The organism is Scytonema hankhaensis NUACC26 (assembly GCF_045865695.1).
Classification (GTDB): domain Bacteria; phylum Cyanobacteriota; class Cyanobacteriia; order Cyanobacteriales; family Nostocaceae; genus Scytonema.
Window position 1 is genome coordinate 1 of the sequence record NZ_BAACAP010000127.1, and the last position, 22,490, is coordinate 22,490.

At 40.6% G+C, this 22,490-nt stretch carries 18 protein-coding genes; 9 read left to right on the forward strand and 9 right to left on the reverse strand.

The features are described from left to right. The first annotated feature begins 584 nt into the window (after positions 1 to 584). Genes ACKTT2_RS07220 through ACKTT2_RS07235 form a run of 4 tightly spaced genes read left to right on the forward strand, consistent with a single transcriptional unit; the run spans position 585 to position 6,698 of the window. Positions 585 to 2,216, forward strand: a complete 1,632-nt coding sequence (locus ACKTT2_RS07220; protein WP_407885283.1) for a hypothetical protein — start codon at positions 585 to 587, stop codon at positions 2,214 to 2,216. Between the two features lie 36 nt (positions 2,217 to 2,252). After that, positions 2,253 to 3,500 carry a DUF1822 family protein gene (locus ACKTT2_RS07225; protein WP_407885284.1) on the forward strand — a complete coding sequence of 416 codons (1,248 nt, stop codon included), beginning with the start codon at positions 2,253 to 2,255 and terminating at the stop codon, positions 3,498 to 3,500. Positions 3,501 to 3,552: 52 nt separating this feature from the next. Continuing rightward, positions 3,553 to 5,883 carry a CHASE2 domain-containing protein gene (locus ACKTT2_RS07230; RefSeq protein WP_407885285.1) on the forward strand — a complete coding sequence of 777 codons (2,331 nt, stop codon included), beginning with the start codon at positions 3,553 to 3,555 and terminating at the stop codon, positions 5,881 to 5,883. Between the two features lie 11 nt (positions 5,884 to 5,894). Beyond that, on the forward strand, positions 5,895 to 6,698 hold the full coding sequence (locus tag ACKTT2_RS07235; protein ID WP_407885286.1) for a DUF928 domain-containing protein: 804 nt from the start codon (positions 5,895 to 5,897) through the stop codon (positions 6,696 to 6,698). A 369-nt stretch (positions 6,699 to 7,067) separates the two neighbouring features. Here ACKTT2_RS07235 and ACKTT2_RS07240 read toward each other — a convergent pair whose 3' ends face one another. The 5 genes from ACKTT2_RS07240 to ACKTT2_RS07260 form a co-directional block, all read right to left on the reverse strand. Continuing rightward, positions 7,068 to 7,688 carry a DUF1003 domain-containing protein gene (locus tag ACKTT2_RS07240; protein ID WP_407885287.1) on the reverse strand — a complete coding sequence of 207 codons (621 nt, stop codon included), beginning with the start codon at positions 7,686 to 7,688 and terminating at the stop codon, positions 7,068 to 7,070. Positions 7,689 to 7,877: 189 nt separating this feature from the next. Continuing rightward, complete coding sequence (locus ACKTT2_RS07245; protein ID WP_407885288.1) at positions 7,878 to 7,985, reverse strand: type II toxin-antitoxin system VapC family toxin; 108 nt, start codon at positions 7,983 to 7,985, stop codon at positions 7,878 to 7,880. A gap of 364 nt (positions 7,986 to 8,349) precedes the next feature. Then, positions 8,350 to 8,679: a helix-turn-helix domain-containing protein gene (locus ACKTT2_RS07250; RefSeq protein ID WP_407885289.1), complete on the reverse strand. Its 330-nt coding sequence runs from the start codon at positions 8,677 to 8,679 to the stop codon at positions 8,350 to 8,352. Positions 8,680 to 8,698: 19 nt separating this feature from the next. Beyond that, a complete protein-coding gene (locus ACKTT2_RS07255) occupies positions 8,699 to 9,037 on the reverse strand; it encodes a type II toxin-antitoxin system RelE/ParE family toxin (RefSeq protein WP_407885290.1) in 339 nt (112 codons plus the stop codon). A 423-nt stretch (positions 9,038 to 9,460) separates the two neighbouring features. Further along, complete coding sequence (locus tag ACKTT2_RS07260; protein WP_407885291.1) at positions 9,461 to 12,340, reverse strand: CHAT domain-containing protein; 2,880 nt, start codon at positions 12,338 to 12,340, stop codon at positions 9,461 to 9,463. 235 nt (positions 12,341 to 12,575) lie between these two features. Between ACKTT2_RS07260 and ACKTT2_RS07265 the strand changes: the two genes are divergently transcribed. Then, on the forward strand, positions 12,576 to 12,851 hold the full coding sequence (locus ACKTT2_RS07265) for a type II toxin-antitoxin system HicA family toxin (RefSeq protein WP_407885292.1): 276 nt from the start codon (positions 12,576 to 12,578) through the stop codon (positions 12,849 to 12,851). Then, complete coding sequence (locus ACKTT2_RS07270) at positions 12,817 to 13,197, forward strand: type II toxin-antitoxin system HicB family antitoxin (RefSeq protein ID WP_407885293.1); 381 nt, start codon at positions 12,817 to 12,819, stop codon at positions 13,195 to 13,197. The genes ACKTT2_RS07265 and ACKTT2_RS07270 overlap by 35 nt, the downstream gene beginning before the upstream one ends. Before the next feature lie 142 nt (positions 13,198 to 13,339). Here the strand turns inward: ACKTT2_RS07270 and ACKTT2_RS07275 are convergent, their stop codons facing one another. The 3 genes from ACKTT2_RS07275 to thrS all read right to left on the reverse strand — a co-directional run bounded on the left by ACKTT2_RS07275 (position 13,340) and on the right by thrS (position 15,723). Next, positions 13,340 to 13,645 carry a type II toxin-antitoxin system RelE/ParE family toxin gene (locus ACKTT2_RS07275; RefSeq protein WP_407885294.1) on the reverse strand — a complete coding sequence of 102 codons (306 nt, stop codon included), beginning with the start codon at positions 13,643 to 13,645 and terminating at the stop codon, positions 13,340 to 13,342. Continuing rightward, positions 13,630 to 13,818: a hypothetical protein gene (locus ACKTT2_RS07280; RefSeq protein ID WP_017744636.1), complete on the reverse strand. Its 189-nt coding sequence runs from the start codon at positions 13,816 to 13,818 to the stop codon at positions 13,630 to 13,632. The genes ACKTT2_RS07275 and ACKTT2_RS07280 overlap by 16 nt, the downstream gene beginning before the upstream one ends. A gap of 75 nt (positions 13,819 to 13,893) precedes the next feature. Then, on the reverse strand, positions 13,894 to 15,723 hold the full coding sequence (thrS, locus tag ACKTT2_RS07285) for a threonine--tRNA ligase (RefSeq protein ID WP_407885295.1): 1,830 nt from the start codon (positions 15,721 to 15,723) through the stop codon (positions 13,894 to 13,896). Positions 15,724 to 16,810: 1,087 nt separating this feature from the next. Between thrS and ACKTT2_RS07290 the strand changes: the two genes are divergently transcribed. Both ACKTT2_RS07290 and ACKTT2_RS07295 read left to right on the forward strand, forming a co-directional pair. Next, on the forward strand, positions 16,811 to 17,149 hold the full coding sequence (locus tag ACKTT2_RS07290; protein WP_407885296.1) for a DUF2605 domain-containing protein: 339 nt from the start codon (positions 16,811 to 16,813) through the stop codon (positions 17,147 to 17,149). Positions 17,150 to 17,341: 192 nt separating this feature from the next. Continuing rightward, entirely contained in the window at positions 17,342 to 17,647 is a 306-nt protein-coding gene (locus ACKTT2_RS07295; protein ID WP_407885297.1) for a DUF2973 domain-containing protein, read from the forward strand. 74 nt (positions 17,648 to 17,721) lie between these two features. Here ACKTT2_RS07295 and ACKTT2_RS07300 read toward each other — a convergent pair whose 3' ends face one another. Then, the gene (locus ACKTT2_RS07300) at positions 17,722 to 19,983 is read right to left on the reverse strand and encodes an amylo-alpha-1,6-glucosidase (protein ID WP_407885307.1); all 2,262 of its coding nucleotides are present in this window, start codon (positions 19,981 to 19,983) and stop codon (positions 17,722 to 17,724) included. 468 nt (positions 19,984 to 20,451) lie between these two features. Between ACKTT2_RS07300 and ACKTT2_RS07305 the strand changes: the two genes are divergently transcribed. Beyond that, entirely contained in the window at positions 20,452 to 22,461 is a 2,010-nt protein-coding gene (locus ACKTT2_RS07305) for a DICT sensory domain-containing protein (RefSeq protein ID WP_407885298.1), read from the forward strand. The last annotated feature ends 29 nt before the right edge of the window (positions 22,462 to 22,490 follow it).

A 22,490-nucleotide genomic window follows, 5' to 3' on the forward strand; every position in this document is an offset into this window, starting at 1 on the left:
CTTCCTGAGTCAGGGGAGGGAACTCGATTTTCAATTTCCTTCCTGAGTCAGGGGAGGGAACTCGATTTTCAATTTCCCCCCTTTATAAGGGGGGATTAAGGGGGGTAAACCTAACTTAGGAAGTTATTAACAAAGAATGTGCTATTTTATTCATCAATAAATTGCGCGGTCTATTAAGCTTTAAATTTGCACAATATGGCAGGAGAGGACACCCACACTACAAAAATTAAGACTACGAAGGCTGTATAAGTAATAGGATTATTAGCTTCAGTAGCATATAATAAAGATCTGAAATTAGTATAAAACCTAACACCCTTTCCTTCTGTTTTCTTCCTTTGTTGTGTAAAATTATAATCATTTACCGCGACTTCAAGGTATACCACAACCAACCCATTTTGTCCATATCATAGCAATTTCTGACGAAACCTATAGCGATATTCAGAACAACTTGCATAATGAGCTTGAGTAACTCCCAATATGTTTAATAGAGGGAAAGGCTCATAAAACAAGACGATGTAGTGATAACTTGCACATCGTGCATCATCACTTTATTGTCAGTAGAGAGAAAAATCGAGAAAAATAAGATGCTAAGTTTTATCAAGTTGGATAATATTCCTGTACTACCAAAGCGAGAGAACAATCTGAACAAATTTTCTACTTACCTCGTGAGTTCTAACAGTACTCGTGGATTGACGCTGCAATGGAAATACCTACCTGTTTTACAACGCAATATAAAGTTATATGAATCAAGGCATGAAGAACTTTCCCAGTTCTTTACTCAGAAAGATAAAATTGTCGAAATAGTAAATTTTTGGAGAAAAGTTGTCCTGAACGAATCACAATTATTGGCTGATTGGGAGCCAAGAAATAAAACACAACTTGCTTGCGAACATTTAGCAAGTTACTTTGAAGAAAAATGCTATTGGGCTGCTAAAAATTTATGTAATGGCGCAATCGATTCTTGGGAAGAATATTTTGTTATTGCCAGATTACTAATTTATAATCCTTTAAAGTTACGAGAGATTTTAGCTAAATATCAGAATTCATATAATGCAAATTTAGAAACATATGTTAGTCAGGTATTAATCAATAATATTAAGTTTTCAGCAGAGATCAATCGCTTTTCACGATGGCGACTGCTATATAAGAAAAGCGATCTAGAATTGCAAGAAGCACTAAAAGTATTGGGAATTGTAGAGCCGGAAATTACACAAATTATTTTTGCTCGAAAATATTTTAAACAAGTTTATTTAATGAATAAAGTAAAAAATCCAGCTAGAAGTACGGGAAAAAAATGGGTTGCTCCTGATGAAGAAGATTTTGAAAAATCTGTACAATATTATAACGTGGAAAAGACCTTACCCAGAACACCCCATGAGGTATCTGCTAATTCAACTAACGTCACTGCCAAACAAATTAAAGATTGGATGGAGATTTGCATTAAAGCTTTAGAAAATTATCCAAAGTCAATTTTACCAAAGTTTTCACTTGAGGCATTACAGTCTGAGGGATTTGAAGCTAGAGCGGAATTACAAACTGAGATGGCGGATGTTGAATGGGAAGGAATATTTACGACTGAAGAGATAAGAGATAGTCGAGATGAGCTTGTCAAGAAAGTGAATTCTGTTTTATCTGAGAAACTGCAAGTTATGAAATCAGACCATCAGAAAATTTTGCTACTCTATTATGGTTTAGGTCTCAATCAACAACAGCTAGCAGCTAAATTGAAAATAAATCAAAGTACAATTTCTCGCTATCTTGCCAAATCCACAATTCAATTACTGGAAACTTTAGCAGGAGTTTCTCAATCCCAAGCATGGGTTAAACAATATGTAGATAAGTGGTTGTGCAGAGAATATAAAGCCCCCGTACATTCAGATTTAATTCAAGCCGCTTTGGTGTCAGCAGTTAAGAAATTAGCAAGTGAAGAACGCGAAATTTTACAGCTTTATTACGGACAAACAAAGGAGGAACATAAAATTGCCAATATTAATATTGAGGAAACAACCAGAAGACTTAACAAAGCCAAAAATCATTTACAAGAGAAGTTAATAGGAGAAATAAATATTTGGATTAAAGAATATTTAGAGAAGTGGTTGAGTCAACACTATAAATATCTAGTGAAATCAGCAATCAAAAATGCTTCAAAATCTGGAGATGAAGAAATGACACTAGAAGAGAAAGTTTCTTTTCTAGAAAGATACGTTCAAAATTAAGACGAACTAGTTAAAATTGCTTTAGGAAGAGAACCCATGTTAAGTCTATCTGATTTCGTCAATATCGACACTAAACATATTTGGATGCCATTGGAGACAGCAAAACAAGAAGAAGCATGGCAGCTTTCTCAACATCATTCAAATACGATCGCAAGATACAATGCATATCTCAATCGCGTCTGCTTGAGCCACTTACTGAGTTGGTTTCAAGAGTGGTTGAGAGAAGAATCAACCTTACAACCAGAAGTATTTCCTTCTCAAGAAAATTTACCCAGCCTTTTGGAAATAGTCAATGGTACGGCAATAAAGGTGGGCGAAGCTCGGATAGTCTTAGTACCAACAGAAACCTTAGATATAGAAGAATTGCGCGTACCGCAAGAATGGGTAGATATTAACAGTTGGGCGGCTGATTATTACCTGAGCGTACAAGTCAATTTAGATGAGGAAGATGATTCTTGGATGAGAGTGGGCGGTTTTGTGACTCACCATCTGTTGAAGAACCAAGGGAGCTATAATGACAGCGATCGCACTTATTCTTTACCCATAGAACAGCTATCGGAAAACTTCACCTTACTGTTTGCGACACTAGGGCTGCATTTGCAAGCAGACATTCCACCTGAAGTCACTTTGTCAGCAGCAGAAGCTGAAAAGTTATTACAAACATTGAGCGATGCATCGATTTATTCTCCTAGGTTGTTAGATATACCCTTCGAGCAGTGGGCGGCACTTATTTCTCAGGAACAATGGCGACAACAGCTGTATAATCGACGCTTAGGTCGAGAGCAAAATACTGCTGCGACTGAGAGTACAGCAACAGTTCGTACAGACTCCCCACCCATCTCAGTGCAACTCAGTCAATGGTTTCAAGAAGTGTTTGCAGTAGGTTGGCATCCTATTCATGAAGCCCTGAATCCACAAATAGGAACTTTAGCATTAGATGTTAGAAGTTCTTCTACAAATAAGAAACCTAGCGTTCATGGAGTCAAGTTAATTGATTTGGGAATGCAATTAGGAGGAAAATCTTTAGCCCTGATGCTTGCACTCTCCCAGGAAGAAGAAAAAACTGGTATTCTCGTACAAGTTCATCCTACAGGAAATGAGAAATATCTGCCACCCAATCTCAAGCTCATACTTTTAGAATCAGAAAGCCCTTTACAAGAAATTAAATCTAGAGGTCGAGATTGCTACATTCAACTCAACTATTTTAAAGGTTTACCCGGAACCAAATTTGCTGTCAAACTCGCTCTTGACAACTTTTCTATGGTAGAATATTTTTCAATCTAAAGAATTAGTTAATTAAAACTCAATCTCCTGTTCTCTGCCTTCAATTGAAAAGATGAGCAAGTTAGTTGTTATCAACCTTGAAAAAGGCAACTTAGATGATGGCTTTTCCCCTGTGACTGCACAACTGTGGGAAAATAACAACTCGCGTCCAATTAAATTTATAGGCGGTTTACCTCCTGCTCCAGAAATTTCCGAACTATATAAACGCTTTCAACTCATATATCAAGCACTTCACCAAAGATTGGTAAGTCGTTCTGGAATTGAGATAGAAGAAACAGGTTTAACTAATATCAGTGAAGTCGATTTTAGCGAAGTTCAAGAACAATTATATGAAGCTATTAATTCTTGGTTGAGTTGCGATCTATTTCGGCCAATTGACCAACAATTAAGAGAGCGATTGGCTTTAGACGAAGAATTTCAAATCGTCATTGAAGCTAGCGATTGTCTTTTACAACGTCTTCCTTGGTATTTATGGAATTTTATAGAACGTTATCAGTTATGTGAAGTCGCTGTCAGTACACCAAAATACGAGCGAGTCAAACTATTACCCAAACAAAAAAAGAATAAGGTAAACATTTTGGCAATTTTGGGGAATAGTGAAGGAATTGATGTCCAGCAAGATAGAAAGATTCTCGAACAATTACCCTATGCATCAACAGTCTTTTTGGTAGAACCTTCGCGTCAAGAGTTAGATAAATGGCTTTGGGAAGAACAAGGTTGGGATATTCTGTTTTTTGCAGGACATAGCCACAGCCAAGGAGATAAAGGTCATATACATATCAATCAAACCAGTAGTTTGACAATTGCTGAGTTAAAAAATGCTCTGAAATATGCCATTTCACGTGGGTTAAAAATGGCTATTTTCAATTCCTGTGATGGCTTGGGACTCGCACAACAGTTAACCGATTTGCAAATTCCCCAAATTATTGTTATGCGGGAAGAAGTACCGGATTTAGTCGCCCAAGAGTTTATGAAACATTTTTTGGGGGCGTTTTCGAGCGGTCAATCTTTCTATTTAGCCGTGCGTCACGCACGCTTAAGATTGCAAGGTTTGGAAGATGAATTTCCCGGTGCTTCTTGGTTACCCGCGCTCTACCAAAATCCAGCAGAAGACCCTTTAACATGGCTTGAGTTACGTGGGAAAACTAACACGTCTGTTTCCCGTAAGTTGACGGTGCGGGCTTTACAAACTGCATTTATAACGAGTGTCGCCATTGCAGGCTTCATTTCAGGAGTGCGATCGCTAGGTTTCATGCAACAATCAGAAATATTAGCTTTTGACTCAATGATGCGAATGCGACCTGAAGAAGGATTGGATAACCGTCTGTTAGTAGTCACAGTCACAGAAGCAGATATTCAAGCTCAAAAACAAAGACAAAAATCATCGCTCTCGGATAGTACATTAGAACAACTCTTACAAAAACTAGAACTCTACAAACCAAGAGCTATTGGTTTGGATATATATAGAGACTTTCCAGTAGATTCTCAGTATCCAAATTTAGCGAATTATTTGCGAAAAAGCAATAATGCGATCGCTATTTGTCAAGTCAGTGGTAGCAGACAACAACCAGTTGGGATTGCACCACCACCAGAGATTTCAAGAAATCGTGCGGGTTTTAGTGATGTTGTCTTCGATAGCGATTTGATCGTCCGCCGTCATTTACTATCCATGACACCAGACCCGGAATCACCTTGCAAGTCGCGTTACTCCTTCAACTTCGAGTTAGCAAAACAATATTTAGCCAAACAAGATATTAAACTCAACATTACCAAAGAAGACTACTTGCAACTTGGTAACGTAGTCTTTCGACCTATAGATATTCCTACAGGTGGCTACCAACAATTTGACTCTGGAGGACACCAAATACTGCTCAATTATCGCTCCTCACAACAGATTGCAAGACAAGTCACCGTCGCACAAGTCTTGAACAGTCAATTAAATCCCGATTGGGTCAAAGACAAGATTGTCCTGATTGGCGTTGACTCACAAAGTGCTAAGGACTATTTTCTCACTCCTTACAGCATGGCAACAACTCCTTACCAAGAAATTCCAGGCGTACTGCTGCACGCACATATGGTCAGTCAAATTCTTAGTGCTGTGTTAGACAACCGACCTCTCCTATGGGTTTTACCTGTATGGGGTGAAGTTTTATGGATTTGGGGCTGGTCTTTATTAACAGGAATAGTCGCTGCATACAGTCAGTCACAATTAAAATTGGCAATTTTCATTGCAGGTGAATTACTGACTCTTTATAGTTGCTGTTTTATTCTCTTGCTGTATGGCTGTTGGATACCATTCCTTCCCGTAGCTTTGGGAGTTATAGCAACTGTATTAGGTGTAAATGTATGCGAATCTTTGCTTAGAAAAATTAACTATAACTAATCGATAATTTTATGATTAAAAAACCACTTGTCTTAGCAAATTTAGCAAAAAATGTGTTGGTGTCCATCGCCATATTAGTTATTATTAATTCCACTCAATTATTAGTAGTACAATCTCAGCAATCAAACACCACCAAAATACGTTTTGTTCAGCCTGCTTTAGAAAGGCAACCAGACAATCGTGGCGCACCGAGAGACAGAAAAGGTGCAGGAACGCGAGGTGATTGTCCGGCTGTAAACCAACGTCTCACCGCTTTAGTCCCTTTGGTATCAACAACCGCAAGCCAAAAGCAAGCCACCGCACCATATGTTCTAGGATTAACCGCAAACGAATATCCAACTTTTTGGTTTTATGTTCCCTATTTACCTAAGAATATCAACTCAGTCAAATTTGTCTTGCTCGATGAAAAGAATAACTCTGTCACCACTGAACCAATTGCGATCGCACTACCTAAGACACCAGGAGTCATGAGCGTTAGTCTTCCCACCACAGAGAAACCCCTCGTAGTTGGACAATACTATCACTGGTATCTCTTAATTGATTGTAACCCTCAAAGCCGTTCGGAAGATATAGCAGTTGAAGGCTTAGTGCAACGCATCCCTCTTAATAATGACTTAACACGTCGTCTACAAGCAGCAACCCCACGTCAAAGAGTCGCCCTTTATGCTCGAGCCGGAATATGGCAAGATGCCATAACAACTCTAGGAGAACTTCGGCGTGCTAAACCCCAAGATGCGGCGTTGGCGGCTGATTGGAAAGATTTGTTGGAGTCTGTGGGGTTGGAAGATGTTGCTAGTGAGGCGATCGTTGAGTGATGTAATCTGTAATCTTTAACAACCACTCTAAGACGAAGTGATAATATTAACTTAATTTTTTCTACATACGTAGATAGTTGAGGTTCGTAGTAGCGCTGTCTTCGCATACATCATTTCTATTTCCAATCCTACGGAATGTGTTTCTTGAAAGAAGTGGTAAACCCGCTACAAGATAGGCGATCGCACTTGGACTTATCATAGTGAAACCGGAGCCACAGACATAAAGGCGCAAGCGGTAGCACGCGTGGTGTCTCTGGAGGCAATAAACCTTTATATTTACAAGAAATTGTGATTTCTGACACAAAGAACATACATGAAGTTTTACTTTTCGTCTCAAAACAGAAACAAAAGTCTATTAAAAAACTGCGCTCAAGTCATATTGTTTTCTTCTGTGGATGACAGCTCTTCAGCTAGGTGTTTCTGGAGTGCTTCCAATACAGCGATCGGGTCAGTCGGTGACTGCATCAATTCAGCTTCCAAATCATGCCGATCTATCACATGAGGCAAATCTGTACGGAGTTCTTCTAATAGAGCAATAATCTTGGCAATTTTTTGCTCGGAGAGCAGATTAAGCTGTAGCATCAATTGCGCTCGCTGTTCGGCAAAGTTTTCTTGGCGAGTTTGTCGCACCAGTACTCCGGTTGAAATCACCAATGCAGCTGCGTCTAGACCTTGACCTGACCAACTAAACGATGGCACGTCAAATGGCAAAAAGCGATCGAAAAAACTGCCAAAAATCCAGATAGCCAGTATGACTAGCAAACTATACAGAAATGTCACTCGCCCAAAGAATGTAGCGATCGCTTCTAGTATCCTCTGGTGGGCGGGAATATCTCGAACTTCCTGGGTCTGAAGTGAACTAATCGCTTGAATATTTTTTGTAATTGGGTCTGGTAATGGAGCCGTGAGAACTTGATTTCGAGAAGCTTTCTCTTTGAGTTTGTTAGCACCTGTGAAGTTGTTGGCTGTGTCGTCTGCGTTGTGCGTCATACAGCAACTCCTGAATCTGAATATTACTCGATTATTGCCTATCTTGTGATACTGTTTTACCGACTTGTAGCCGAATGTTGGTAAAACGATAAATATCTAACATACGTCCTGGGAGTGGGAGAGTTTTGATGTTACTGTGGTGGAAGTAAAAACTTATCGTTGAGTGATGTAACCTTTAACACTTATATTTTAATGTGACCAATCTATAATTTCAAGACCAGGTACTTGTTCAAAGTCTCGTTGGTTGCGCGTGACAACAGTAGCATTGAGCGATAAAGCAATTGCTGCAATTCGCATATCTTTTTGCAAGCGATTTTTTCGCAGAGGTGGGTTATCTTTTAGTAATTGCTTGAGGCAAGTTCTTGAACCGTAATTACTGTAACTGCAATTTGATGTTAGGCAGCGTTTGCGATAACTAAGGGATGATTATACAGAATTAATGAAACATGGTCAGTATCCAAAATATGTAGAGACACTAAAACTCCCTTTACAAAGTTGCTACCATTGTCAGATATCGCAGCATTATTGCGCTGATGCAAGACTTCTTTGCTGATATGTGGGCAAATAACAAGATACAAAACTCGATCGCGCAAAACTACAACTGCTGCTTAGAGAGACTGGGTTTCTTCGTGATGAGGATGGCTAAAAGTAGGATAAATCTCTAATTTTTCTCCTCACTTCTACAAAGAATCGCCTCGGCAACATCTTTTCGCGTTGCACCCGTGTAAAATAAGGCGCGAACGAGCAGATCGACACTAACAGATGGATCTCCTGCCTCCATTTTTGCCACTCTTGATTGACTTGAGTTCATACGTTTTGCAAGAGTTTCTTGGGAAATTTGTTGACTTGACCGAAACCTCTTTAAATACCGACTTAACGTTAATTTTAATTCTACAAGTTCAGATTCTACTGGAGAGAGTTCTAAAAAATCTTCCACTGTACCAACAGTCCATCCAGCAGCTTCTAAACGCTTGCGTTTTTCCAGATCCATAAGAACTCCTATTGTCTATTTACTCCATCTCGTCATACCGCTTTAGCCTTTTTTGGCAACGCTCAATGACAAGTTGAGAAGTTTGATTCGTTTTTTTAGCAAAAACATCCAGAATAACAATGGCATCTGCATCAATTCGGTAAATAATCCGCCACGTTTTATCTTCATCTTCAATACGCAATTCATGGCATCGAGAACCAATACTAGGCATTGGTCGGGACAACGGCATTGATAGCATTTCTCCATTCTGTAATCTTCTCAGCGCTACTCCTGTTTCAACACGAGCATTACTAGAGAAAGGTGGAGTCTTTACCTCACCACGAAGCCAAACAAGCGGTTTGTCATCTGAATGTGTCATTTATGTGTTACTACTAGATTATGTCAAATCTGACATATTAGCAAGTTGATTTTTTAAAGATTAAACGAATTGTGTACATTTTTGCACCTCGTACAGAAACTGGGGTTCTTTCTAATAAGGATGACTGAAAAGTAATATCACGTTCGGTTGAACACTTGTAATAAAAGTAATACAAGCACCCTTCCCCAACCCGCCACTAATAAAGAACGGGCGTCCTCGCCCGTTCCATAAGAATTCAGTTTCTACAGGCTGTGCAAGTTCTGAAATTATAGCGATTCTCACTTGAATGAAGTACAGATTTATCCGCTACGGGCTGCTACAGGCTGCGGTTCCATAACTTTTTTCTGTATTGCACCCAATTGAAAACCGCTATATCAATTCAAAATCCAAAATCTAAAATCCATAATTTGCGCTCGCATAACTTTAAAGCCAATTCCCTACTAAAACATAAGGTGCCCAGTAGAATGGATGTCCTTTATCTTGCAAAACGAATAACTGGGCGCGACGTAAGGCTTCTGCTTTGGTTATCTTGGGGTCTAATGTTAATTGTCGGTAGAATTGACTCATTAACATAGATGTGGATTTATCATCTACTTGCCACAATGAGGCTAGGGTACTTCTTGCGCCAGAACGCACAGCAACTCCCGCAAGCCCTAAAGCAGCTCGTTTATCTCCGGTTGCTGTTTCACAAGCACTCAGGACAAGTAATTCGATGGGGGGCGGTACGCGAGATGAACGTCGGAGGACTTGTTCTCTTGTTTGGAGTACCTCGCGCAATTCCTTAATATTAATCTTGCCATTCCAAGCAAGTATAAATGTCTCTTCGAGTTGGGAACTGAATCTACCGTGGGTAGCAAGGTGAACGACTCCGTAAGAAGCAGAACCAACTTGGTTTTCAATACTTGTGTCGGTAAAGTCTTGGTTGACGAGTTTTTTTGAGGGAATGACTGCTGCAATTTGCTCCAATTCGGTGGCGACGTTAGGTAGAGGACTAAAATCGAGGCGAGATGTTGTGAGTCCAGCTGTTAAAGCTTGAAATCGTTCCCGTTTTGGATTGGGTGCTAGGAGTTGCAAGCCAGGTGATAGGGCAATACTATATTTTTCTATAAGATATTGTTTGCCATCGTAAAGTGCTCCCATTGGAATGTTCCGTAACGAACCATCTAACACAAAGACGAGGTTTTTAACTTTGCTTTTCTCCAAATCGGCAATGGCAGGTTTGATAATCCAGTTATACACTTCTTGGGAAAGCTCTTCGCGATCGCGAAACGTATAGCGTTGTTCTAGTTTTTGTCTGAGTGCTTCTAAGGTGTTTTCTACTTCGGCTTTGGGTTTATCGGTTGTGTAGTGCCTTAATTCTTTAGAAAGCGGTAATTTGACGATTGTTTCTATACGATCTGCCAAAATAATTGAGTAAAAAATGGCTGTGGGTGGATTCGTATTGTCTACCACTTCGTCAATTTGTGTTGGCTTAACGGTAATACAAGCATCTCTAAAAAAGTTATCTAATTCAGCCAACTGTAAAGTTTCTATCGCATCACGAGCTTGTTTTAAGTTTTCTTGGCTGACTTCTGCTTTGACTCCTGTTTTCGCGGAGGTGATTTGGGAAGGTTGTAACAGTAATGCAACGAGCTGTCGATAAATAGGCTCTACTTCATCCCGAAAGTCAAATTGAACATCGGAATTGAGGGCTACTAAGTCACTCCGTATAGATTTTAAAGTTTCTACTGCGGTAGTGTAAGCTGTAACCGCACCTTTGATATCTCCTCGATCGAGTAGCAAGCGTCCTAATTGCCATTGCCATTGATAAGCAATGTCAGGAGCATCGATTGTCTGAGCAAGATTTAAGGCTGATTCAGTGTATTGCTGTGCTTGTGTCCATTGTTTTGCTATCTCATAAAATTGACCGAGATAACCTAAACTATAAGATTCGGCTCGTATATCTTTGAGATCTCTTGCTTGTTGCACAGCTGTATTTAAAAGCTGGATTGTCTCTCGATCCCTATGGACAAGACAAATTAAACTCTGAGCAAAGTTCACCCTGGCGTAGACTGCACCCCGGCTAGGAGTTAAATTTGAGAGGGAAGATTGAATAGCTTGCAAATCCTCATTGGTTGGTTGCTCTTGAAGAGACTGCAATACCTTGAGGCGATTCAATCGTGCTTGTGCAGCAGTTAGTGTTGATGTTGACGTATTTGCACTTTTCTGGTAATAGTCGATTGCTTTTGTGTAGTAAGCCTTGGCAGGATCTGTTTGCGTGCTTGCTACGCGATTCTCCTTCTGAGAGGAGTTCGAGGTGCGATAAGCCGGGTACGGCTTGCGCCAAGGGCGATCGCTTCGAGCTATTGTACCTTGTCTGCAGTTCGACGGTAGAAAATTATCTTCAGTGTCGATAGTATCTCTAAGTAGATTTCTGTTCCCCCGAGCGAAAGCAGCATTGCCTAAACTCAATAAAATAGAACTTTCTGCTTGTGATGCTGGTAACTGTTGCGCCAATGCCAAACTTTGTTCGAGCACCTTCTGAGACTTATCTATATCCCCACTTGCTAGCAAGACATTACCAAAGCTTCGCAATCCAGAAATTTTCACAAGAGAGTCTGGTGTAGAAAGCAAATTTTTTTCTATCTGCTCGAATATTCTTATTGTGCGTCGGTAAAGCCCTAAAGATTGGAAGGCTGTCGCTTGGTTGATTAAACTACCTGTCTTTCCCGCCGCATCGTTCAGTTCGTTATAGATGTTAGAAGCTTTTTGCCACGATTCCAATGCCTTTTCAGCTTGTCCTAATGCTAATTGCAAACTACCTTGAGTGTTGAGAGCTAAGGCAAGAATATGTTTGGTATCTCTCGTATTCAATTTCGATCGCTCTAATAAATTGAGGCTAGTTGCGATGGTTCGGCTAGCTTGCTCCCACTGTCCTAATTTTTGCTCAGTCAAAGAAAGATAGTTTAATGCCAAAGCTTGGTTGAAAGTATCTTTTTGAGACTCATAAACCCGTGCAGACTGCTGAAAACTTTGCGCCGCCTCAGCAAATTGTCCTACTTGGTATAAAACCTTCCCTTTTTGTATCAGTTGTTCCGTGTTTGAGGGTACTTGGACTCCTTCGTTCGTGGAAGAGACTGGAGTAGAAGCATAAAATAATTCCCCTATTGGTAAGGAGGGGTTTTGAGCCATAAGCCTCGAACTAGATAGCACCAGAGAAAGACCACTACTGAAAATCAGACCTAGCACAACTAATAAGATAATTCGCCACCTAAGAAATACAGGCTTTTTTCTGGCTATTTTCCAAAAGCTAGGTTTTGCCATCCTAAACCCCCTCCTATCAGACTTCTGATGAATAAATTATCTGAAAACAAGATAGTAGCAGCTAAAAGTGCATTTCCTTCATCAGTTGATGACACATCGGTTAACGTGCGATCGCATTCTTTGTGAAAGACAGTCTCAAGCTCGCTTTGCTAAAAGTGATACTCATAATATTCCGCTAGATAATCAAGAGCGAACGCTTGATTTGATGTGATACCATATATGATACTATCACCCCATGAGCAAACTAAAAAAATTAGTGGAGCAATTTCTCAAGCAGCCTCCAGAAGTGCGGTTTCAGGACGTGCGCTATTTATTGGAAGCTTTTGGCTTTGAAGAAAAAAGGTCTAGGGGTAGTCATCATAGTTTTCGAGACTCCCAAGGTAGAACTGTTACTGTACCTAAAACAGGAGGACAAAAAGTCAAAGGAGTTTATGTACAGCGAATAGTTGAACTATTAAATTTAGAAGAGTGGATTGATGAAAATACTGAACCAGAAGAACAAGCAGATTGAAAAGCCGTCCCTTGAATACTATTTAAATCTTCAATACCCTGTAACACTTTACCCTGATTCAGAGGGAGGGTACGTAGCTCAAATTAAAGATTTACCTGGATGTCTCACCCAAGGTGAAACGCTAGAAGAGACAATGGCAAATATTAATGAGGCGCGGGAATTGTGGATTGAGACAGCGCATTTCGCTGGTGACGATATTCCTTTACCTAGTAGTGATAATAGCTACAGTGGTAAGTTGTTGGTGCGAATGCCGAAATCTTTACATCGCCGTTTAGCTGAAACTGCTGAACGAGAAGGTGTAAGTCTTAATCAGTATATCATATCTTTATTGAGTACAATTGCATAATTAAAAATAGAGTAATTTTATCCGAGATAAAAAAAATGAGCAAACCCGGCGACAGACCGCCGGGATTGAAATTGATATATGAAGAATGGATGAAGAAAAAAATAAACTTTGCTCCTTTATCCTTTATCCTTCACAGGTTTTGTTAATCCGTTTCCAAATGTGCTTGTGCTAAGAGCCTTTTGCCATGAATAACTGCCGCAATCATTACAGTGTTACCTTGAATCTGATAAATAATTCGATAGGTGTAAGCAAACAGTTCCCTAATGCTGCCGTCATTAAATTCAGGAACAATTGGTTCAGAAAGGGGGAGTTTGCTTAACTTACGAGAAGAATCAAGTATTCTCTGAACTACTGTGGCAGCGTAGGAAGCGGAATCACGAAATATGTATGCCGCGATCGCGTCTACATCGTCAAGCGCTTTGGGAGACCAAACTACTCGATAAGCCATTTACGTAAAAGCGCCTCAGCTTCTTCTTGAGATATAGTGTCCTTTGAGTCTGCTGCCAACAATCCTTGACGCACTTTTTCAAGCACGTAGAGGTGATACTGAACATCCTCAACAGAACAATCGTCTGGTAGTTTGCTCAGCAGAGATTGGACTTTTTCCTTTGTAGTACTCATAGCATTTTTTTTAGTAAATTTATATGAATTATTTTTTAAGGGTAGGCAAAGAACCTACCCTCAATCAACATTCTGTTAAAAGTTTTCGTACTTCGCAATGGCATCCTTCATCTTGTCTAACACTTCAGCCATAGGCATACTACCTAATTCTCCTGAAGCTCTAGTACGGATACTGAGAGTATTACTTTCTACCTCTTTTGCTCCCACCACTGCCATGACGGGAATTTTTTCTTTCTCAGCATTGCGAATCAGTTTACCAAGGCGATCGCCCGTGGTGTCTACTTCTGCACGAATACCTAACATTCTCATCTTTGCTGCCACATCCTTTGCATAATCGAGTTGCCCTTCACCCACAGGCAGCAATCTAGCTTGTATTGGGGCTAACCACAAAGGAAAATCGCCTGCATACTCCTCAATCAAGATACCAATCAGCCGTTCTAAGGAACCGAAAGGTGCTCGATGGATCATAACGGGACGTTTGCGGACTCCATCCTCAGCCACATATTCCAAATCGAACCTTTCTGGCAAGATATAATCCACTTGCACAGTTCCCAACTGCCACTCTCGTTCCAACGCATCTTGAAAGATAAAATCCAACTTAGGACCGTAGAAAGCAGCTTCTCCAATTCCCAAGAAATGCTCCATTCCTAGCTGTTCCACAGCACGTTGGATAGCACCTTCTGCTTTTTCCCAAACATCATCCGAACCAATATACTTATCGCTAGCCGGATCGCGAAAACTCAGTCTAGCTTTAAATTTTTTCAGTTGCAGTTTGTTGAAAACAGACAAAATCAAATCTACAACATTGAGAAACTCACTATCCAACTGTTCTGGCGTTACGAATAAGTGAGAATCATCAACCGTAAAACCCCTCACTCTCGTCAAACCACCCAATTCCCCAGATTGTTCGTAGCGGTAAACCGTTCCAAACTCTGCTAACCGCATTGGGAGTTCTCTATAAGAACGCAAATCGCTCTTATAAATTTGGATGTGAAACGGACAATTCATCGGCTTGAGGACGAAACCTTGCTCTTGTTGTTCGGCTTCTTCATCCTCCGCCATCAAAGGGAACGTATCTTCTTTATACTTCTGCCAGTGTCCGGAGATTTTAAATAAGTCAACCCTAGCTATGTGAGGAGTCACAACTGGCAAATACCCGCGTTTTAATTGTTCCTGTTTCAGGAAGTCTTCTAAAAGACTCCTCAACAAAGTTCCCTTCGGAGTCCATAACGGTAACCCCGGTCCCACCAAGTCAGAAAAGATAAATAATCCCAGTTCTTTACCCAGTCTTCGGTGATCGCGGCGTAGTGCTTCTTCCTTACGCCGTTTGTATTCGGCAAGTTGTTCTGGTGTTTCCCAAGCTGTGGCATATATACGTTGTAACTGTGCTTTATTTTCATCTCCACGCCAATAAGCACCAGCAACGCTTTCTAATTCAATCGCTTTTGGGTTCAGTTCTTTTGTACTTTCTAAGTGAGGTCCCGCGCACAAATCCCACCATTCATTTCCTAAATGGTAAATTGTAATCGGTTCCTCTTTAATGTCTGCTAAGATTTCTAACTTATATGGTTCGTTAATTTCTTTAATACGACGTTCGGCTTCTTCGCGACTAACTTCTTCTCGAATCACAGGTAACTTTTTGTTAATTATTTTTACCATTTCTTTATAAATGGCTTTCAAGTCCTGTTCTGAGAATGGTTCGGGGTTGTCAAAATCATAGTAGAAACCGTTTTCAATCCAAGGTCCGATTGTCACCTGTGCCTTGGGGAACAACTTTTGTACGGCCATCGCCATAACGTGAGATGCCGTGTGGCGAATTTTTTTGAGAGTTTCTGACTCGCTAGTACGCGGTAAATATACTATTTTTTCAGGTTGTTCTAGTTGATTAGATGATTCTGAGGGCATCGGCTATAAAATAATTGACGAAACGATTGAACTGTTAAGTTATGAGTTATATTTATAACAAATATTATTAATTATAATACACTTTTCTTTTCATCTTGTCAGCTTTTATTTCTTGTGGATAACGAACTTAGTATTTCAATATAACCATTTTTGAGTTCTTTCATTCATTGTTTAACAACTATTAAGTCATTAATAAAATCTAACTGTATACAGTTGCTTTTCGCTCAGAACTCTGATACCGATTAAGTAGATGTTTTGGTCTGCTTGATACCGACACAAACTAATTATGCTTACTGAACTTGCTCGGTAAGCTACATATTGTCTTGATTTGCGCTCTGACAATCTGAATGCAACTCATTAAATCGCTTTGGGTTTATATTTACAAACCCAATCGCTCCATAACAGCCATAAACCATTTATGAAAATTTCTAGTACCGTAGTACCGTAGGGTGGGCATTGCCCACCAATAAGACTCTTAGTGGGCATTGTCCACCCTACTACTGTATTTCATAATTCAAATAGGGTTACTATATCTATTTCTAATCAAGATTTAGCACAAAATTCTCAGTAATAGCTCTCATAAATTTTATATTTTTATAATATTTTACTACTAACAGCAGTTAAACATTAAGCGATCGCCTCGTTTTCGGTAAGTTTAACTTAAGTTTACATAAGTTAAACTTAACTTATTGTTAACTAATTATTATAGGTTAAAAGGCAACTGGGAACAGGGAACGGAGAACAGTGACTGTTTCAGCCCTGAAAAATGGCTGCAAGATCCCCAACTTCCTAAAGGATACAGAGTCGCCAATGATGGGTTAAACCTTTAAAAAAACCAATATCCTGTATAGTTATATATACGTGTATGCGGTAATTGCTGGCAATACTACTTGGAGTATTCGCGGTTTTTCTAAGATCCCTCTATAGAATCTGTGCAACTGCCTTTAAGACTTTATATAATAGATGAACTGTAGTTAATGTTACAGATCCTTGAAAAACTCTGACTTATGAAAGAGATTTAAAAAATGTTAAGAATCTTAAATAGGGTTAATATTAGTTATGAAAGTTAAGAAAATGCTTCTCACTTATGCAAGACTCTAATCTATCGGAACCAGAGTTGCTCAAAACGGTTTTGCAGCCACTACTGGAAGATTTTCAGTATTGGTTTGCGCGATCGCGTAATTTTTTAGAGACAGAGCAGCTTCCATTTATGAGTCCAAACGAACAATCAGACTTACTCATGAGAGTCAAGCAAGCACAAGCGGAAGTTAACACAGCAAAGATGCTATTTACAGCAACTGACAGCAAAGTGGGAATTGATATGGCAACGTTAGTACCTTGGCATCAATTGGTATCGCAATGCTGGAATGTAGCTATGCGCTTCCGTCAAATGCGCGATAATGAACAGCAGAGGGACAGCATATAAACCAAGATCCTTTAACATTTTTGGTAAAAGTAATGCGTATATTATGCTACCGTTCTTTTTTCTGAGTTAAAATTTCTCATTTTTATAAATACAAGCGTACTCAAAGTACGTCAAGCATTTGGCATATTTAGGCATTCACTGACTGCATTTAAAAACTCATCATTAGAATTAGCTACTTCTGGAGGAAAAACAATGTTGCACCTACTTTACATTTTTGCTTTTACCCTACTAGCGTTTATAGCGGTTGCAAATTTAGTTCGCAATTTAATTTTATTTAGCTTTGATAGAGAGCGAGTGTACCCACCAAAATCTGTATCTTTAGGAGACAGAAACACTCATAAATCGTTCACGCCACATCCAGAGTTACTTGATGAGTCAGGTAACTTAATCAGAGAACCATTGTTAGTCATGAGATCTATCGACGTTGACGATGCCCGTCAAAAACTCGATGCACTTTACGAAGCTTCTCCAGGACAAAAAATCGAGAAAGAAGAATAGATCGGGGATTGGGGATTAGGGATTGGGGACATCTTCCAAGCCCCAATCGCCAGTCCCCAGTCCCTAGTCACCAATCAAGCTTCAATCACGACACGGAGGTTACCGCGTTTCTTGGCAACGCGGCACGCTGTTGTACTTCCGGAACGCTCAAATTCCAGATCGAGAATTGTACCACCAACACGCAAATTATGTAGCGATAGACGATTTATCGACTCCGGTAAGGCAGGGTCGATAATTCGCAAGCAGTTGTTGGGAGCATCCGGCACTAAATTCACTATCATTTGCAGCAGTTGGAAAATGCTGCCAGTAGCCCAAGCTTGAGGCGTACAAGCAACAGGATACTGCACGGGAGCATTATCTCCAGTACGCTCGTAGCCACAGAATAATTCTGGAGGACGACCATAGGGCTGCTGGTTAGTCATGTCGAATAAGCCCTCAAAAAGTTCCAAGGCTTGGTCGATCAAACCGAGGGAACGTAAACCCATTGCAATTAGGGAATTATCGTGAGGCCAAACCGAACCAATGTGGTATCCCATAGGATTGTAAGCGGGTGATAAGCTGCTTAAGGTACGAATACCCCAACCATTAAACAGATCGGGACCGCGCAATCGTTCGGCAACACTGTAAGCTTTTTCAGGAGTAAATATTCCTAAGTGCAAGCAGTGACCGGGATTTGAGGTAATGCTATCTACATGCTTACCATCCCCATCCAAAGCTAAAGCACAGAAATCTTGGTCTTCCATCCAAAAGTCTCTATTGAAACGAAACTTTAGATTTCTAGCTTCTTCTATCCATCGATCTGACAAATCGATACGTTTCTTCATCCTAGCAATTTCTGCAAGGCGTAGTTTAGCAGCATAAACATAAGCTTGAACTTCACAAAGGGAAATCGGTCCGTTAGCCAACTCTCCTTTACGGTTAACAATACAATCTCCAGAATCTTTCCATCCTTGGTTCGCAAGCCCCTTTTTGGATTTGCGATAGTAGCTGAGGTAACTCGTGTCTTTCATGCTACGGTCAATCCATTCCATTGCCAAGAGCGCATGAGACCAAAGCTGTTCTAAAGTTTCTCCGTCATGAGTCCAGGCATAGTACTCGGCATATAACATCAGCCATAGGGGAGTCGCATCTACCGTACCATAGTAAGGTGTGTGAGGGATTTCCTGGCAGCGTGCTAATTCCCCGAACCGCAACTCGTGTAACATCTTACCTGGTTCTTCGTCGCGGAGATCGTTTTCTACTTTTCCTTGGTAATTTGCAAGTATGTATAGAGTTTCTTTGGCAATCTGAGGATTTAACATCAAGGTTTGAGAAGCCGTAATGATGGAGTCTCTGCCAAACAGTGCAGAAAACCAAGGTACGCCTGCTGAAACAGTCTTGTGTTTGCCAAAAGATTGGCGCAATAAATACATATCTTGTTCGGCACGCTCAATAATTCGATTAAAATAACTTTTATCAGAGCGAATTTGTGTAATTTGATGCACCCAGTTTTGTTCTTCCATCAACTCAGAAGCTTTTGCTTGTCCTAAGGTGATAGCAGCACTAACTGTAGAACTCGATTGGTTATTGGTTAATAGGTTGACTCGATAACCCAACTTTTGGGTTTCATGGGATGCCAAGTCCAATCTCCAAATAGCAGTATATCCTTTGAAAAAGTCTGGTTGCCGATACTGAAATTGAATGCGGGATTCCATCACTAACCCGTCAAGCCCTTGATAGGCAAGTGAGAGCGATTGTTCCTTGTGCGTTGGGTTTTGAGTTTGTGCAAGAACGCTGTCAAGGGACGATGTTTCCTCCTGTACGTCTTCTACCTGCCGCAAAAGCTTACCTCGAGTGTCCCGACTGTAGCCACGGACTTCAAATAGATCGGCAAAATCTGTCTCAAAGCTAATGCTGAGTTCAAAAGAAATGGATGTTGTGCTATAATTAGAAATCTCCAATTCTTCAAAAAGAGCGCCATTGAGTACAAATTCCCGACGAATACCTAATGTATCTGGTCTCAGGCGATCGTCGATTCTGGGATTGGTACATAAAACTGACAGTGAAAACCCTTTGTCGGCTGTACTGCTCAAGAGTACGGGGGAATGCCCTTCAATTTGTAATTCCAAACGGCTGAGGAATCGCGTATCGCTACAGAATAACCCCAAACTTGGCCCGTCATTTAACCCGCAACCAGAGACATTTCCGAGAGTGTCTGTTATAAAAAATAAATCGTCATCTTTAACGGTTAACGTTGGCTGTGGTTTTTCACTGATTACGCAAGGCCACTCTGGAATAGGTACTTGGTCAGCAGGAACAAAGGTCTTTCCGTCCAGAACAATTTTCTCCGGGGTCATGAGGGTATCCGGTGGTGTCATCAGCTAATATCCGTGTGTATAGGTCTACTTTTTCTTCGCGATCGCATCAGCGTCAACAGGAAAAAAGACGCCAATCCGAACTGATTTGAGCCATTGAGTCGCAATAATTATCGTCTAAGCCCGATTGCAGTATATGAATCTCGCTCAACCTAAAGTAGATCTTGGTGAACTATATTAGGTTATGCAGGTTAGCTATTATTGAAACTTCCCAAGATTAGCAGATGAATAACGAAAACGTCCCATGACTGTGGTGTGCGTCTTCCTTTCTATCGAAGACCTACTCCCTATGCCCCACTGCTCGCTCCTCGTATTTTAATGGAGAGGAGTTTTACAATTCTTTACATATTGCAACCATTTTACTAACTAAAGAGACCGTTGTAATTTGTACAATGCAACTGTGACATGGATTTTAATTTTATCTGAGATTGTGCCTAACAAAAGACATTGATGAGCATTTCGACTTCCATGCTGAGTGAATTGCTACAGGCTCTACCTTACCTGCGGCCCCAGATATATTTTAAAGCTTCGTTAACGGCGCTCTCCCATGCGATGGAAGATCAAGTTTTGGCGGCGACTTTAGAGCAGCCATTAGTGATCGCGAGCTTTCAACGAGAGCGATTTTATCGTCAAGAAGCTCATCGGTATCAAAGGCTAGCTCAGCGAAGCAATCAAATATACGTACTATCAGCACCAGAAACGGACTTCACCAACAGTTCCGAGTATTACGAAAAAATTGCCTTTGAACCAGACGATGCTTTGAGTCATGAGTGGCATTTAGTGGTGATTGCTCAAAACTACGCAACTTGTCTGGTTTGTCGGGAAAGCGTTGGCTCTATCACCAAAAACAAAAAACTGCGCGAGAGCAACCCTTCTTTGGACACGGATGCAGCGCGGAGGTTTGAAGGAATTTGGACAGCAGAACGAGGTGTGAGTCTAAAAGCAGCAGGCTTGCTACTGAATAGAATTTTGAAATACAGACCAGAACTGTTTGACAAAATTGAACAAGCACGTCAAAGGTTTGGGCTGTCTGAAAACAGCAATGAAGTTACAGAAGCGTATAGCAATGAATACGCTTGTAACATCGATACTGACCCCTTTGTTCAACGATTGGTAACGTATTTACAAGCGAGTCAGTATAAATTACATAAAGCTTATCGTTCTATTTCAGCCCAAGCACGAAAAGAGCGTTTAGTCAATTCTATTGGGACTGCTATTAGGCGATCGCTCAATCCTCAAGAAATTCTCAAAGTCGCTGCCGTTGAGTTAGGGCAAAATCTAGACGCTTGCCGTTGTTTAATTTATCGCGCCCAAGCAACAGATATTCGCGCTAAAATAGAACACGAATTTTTACGCCCTGGGGTTTCATCTGTTTTGGGAAAACCCTGGCCTTTGGAAAACAACCTCTTGTTTCGGGAAGTCGTCTTGCAAAGCGATGGTATTTTTATTACAGATACTAAAACAGATTCTTATGTTATAAGTTCCAAAGCACTTTCGGGACTTGCGAAAAAACACAAAATCCTCTCTTGGTTGATGGAACCCGTGTTCTACCAAGGGCGGTTGTTAGGTATTGTCGAGCTACATTATTGTAAAGAAACTATACACGATTGGCAGACAGGGGATTTTGACTTGGTAGAAGCGATCGCAACACAAGTAGGAGTTGCGCTGATCCAAGCAGAAGCATACGCCAACTTAGAGGAACTAAACCAACAGCTAGAAGCCCTCGATCGCACGCGCAGTAATTTGATTGCCATCACTGGTCACGAACTCAGAACTCCCCTATCCACAATACAGGTATGCTTAGAAAGCCTTGCCACCGAACCAGATATGCCTTTAGAGTTGAGACAGGTAATGCTCAACACAGCGCTTTCTGATTCAGAGAGAATGCGAAAACTGATACAAGATTTCCTCACTCTTTCAAACTTAGAAAGCGGACGAGTCGAGTGGCATCCCGAATCACTCACCTTACAAGAGTGCGTAGATTTAGCCCTAAGCCGCATCCGCAGTCGCTTCGATAACGAAAATATCCCCACAATTAAAACTCAAATTGCACAAAACCTACCCCTAATCAAAGCTGACGGTGATTGGTTGGTAGAAGTTTTAGCAAAACTCATAGACAATGCGTGTAAATTTACACCAGAAGATGGGACAATCTTGCTAACAGCCGAACGCAACAATCAAAAAATGGTTGAGGTCACAGTGGCAGATACTGGGCGAGGGATTGAACCGAATCGGTTAGAAATCGTATTCGACCGATTTTACCAAGAAGAAGGGTTCATGCAACGGACAATTGGCGGAACTGGAATAGGTCTAGCGATTTGCAAACAAATAGTAAAAGCCTGGGGAGGCGAAATTTGGGCAAAATCTGGCGGTAAGAACAAAGGCAGCCAATTTCACTTTACTGTACCTATTATTGAAAGTACCCAAGAGCAAAAACCTTCAAAAGTTAAAAGTAAATAAAATGGGTACTGGGTACTGGGTACTGGGAA

Coding starts and splice junctions, on each gene's coding strand:
- ACKTT2_RS07290 (WP_407885296.1), top strand. CDS start 16,811: ATGCAAGACTCTAATCTATCGGAACCAGAGTTGCTCAAAACGGTTTTG.
- ACKTT2_RS07280 (WP_017744636.1), bottom strand. CDS start 13,818: ATGAGTACTACAAAGGAAAAAGTCCAATCTCTGCTGAGCAAACTACCA.
- ACKTT2_RS07250 (WP_407885289.1), bottom strand. CDS start 8,679: ATGGATCTGGAAAAACGCAAGCGTTTAGAAGCTGCTGGATGGACTGTT.
- ACKTT2_RS07265 (WP_407885292.1), top strand. CDS start 12,576: ATGAGCAAACTAAAAAAATTAGTGGAGCAATTTCTCAAGCAGCCTCCA.
- ACKTT2_RS07225 (WP_407885284.1), top strand. CDS start 2,253: ATGTTAAGTCTATCTGATTTCGTCAATATCGACACTAAACATATTTGG.
- ACKTT2_RS07240 (WP_407885287.1), bottom strand. CDS start 7,688: ATGACGCACAACGCAGACGACACAGCCAACAACTTCACAGGTGCTAAC.
- ACKTT2_RS07270 (WP_407885293.1), top strand. CDS start 12,817: ATGAAAATACTGAACCAGAAGAACAAGCAGATTGAAAAGCCGTCCCTT.
- ACKTT2_RS07305 (WP_407885298.1), top strand. CDS start 20,452: ATGAGCATTTCGACTTCCATGCTGAGTGAATTGCTACAGGCTCTACCT.
- thrS (WP_407885295.1), bottom strand. CDS start 15,723: ATGCCCTCAGAATCATCTAATCAACTAGAACAACCTGAAAAAATAGTA.
- ACKTT2_RS07260 (WP_407885291.1), bottom strand. CDS start 12,340: ATGGCAAAACCTAGCTTTTGGAAAATAGCCAGAAAAAAGCCTGTATTT.
- ACKTT2_RS07300 (WP_407885307.1), bottom strand. CDS start 19,983: ATGACCCCGGAGAAAATTGTTCTGGACGGAAAGACCTTTGTTCCTGCT.
- ACKTT2_RS07235 (WP_407885286.1), top strand. CDS start 5,895: ATGATTAAAAAACCACTTGTCTTAGCAAATTTAGCAAAAAATGTGTTG.
- ACKTT2_RS07255 (WP_407885290.1), bottom strand. CDS start 9,037: ATGACACATTCAGATGACAAACCGCTTGTTTGGCTTCGTGGTGAGGTA.
- ACKTT2_RS07245 (WP_407885288.1), bottom strand. CDS start 7,985: ATGCGAATTGCAGCAATTGCTTTATCGCTCAATGCTACTGTTGTCACG.
- ACKTT2_RS07295 (WP_407885297.1), top strand. CDS start 17,342: ATGTTGCACCTACTTTACATTTTTGCTTTTACCCTACTAGCGTTTATA.
- ACKTT2_RS07230 (WP_407885285.1), top strand. CDS start 3,553: ATGAGCAAGTTAGTTGTTATCAACCTTGAAAAAGGCAACTTAGATGAT.
- ACKTT2_RS07220 (WP_407885283.1), top strand. CDS start 585: ATGCTAAGTTTTATCAAGTTGGATAATATTCCTGTACTACCAAAGCGA.
- ACKTT2_RS07275 (WP_407885294.1), bottom strand. CDS start 13,645: ATGGCTTATCGAGTAGTTTGGTCTCCCAAAGCGCTTGACGATGTAGAC.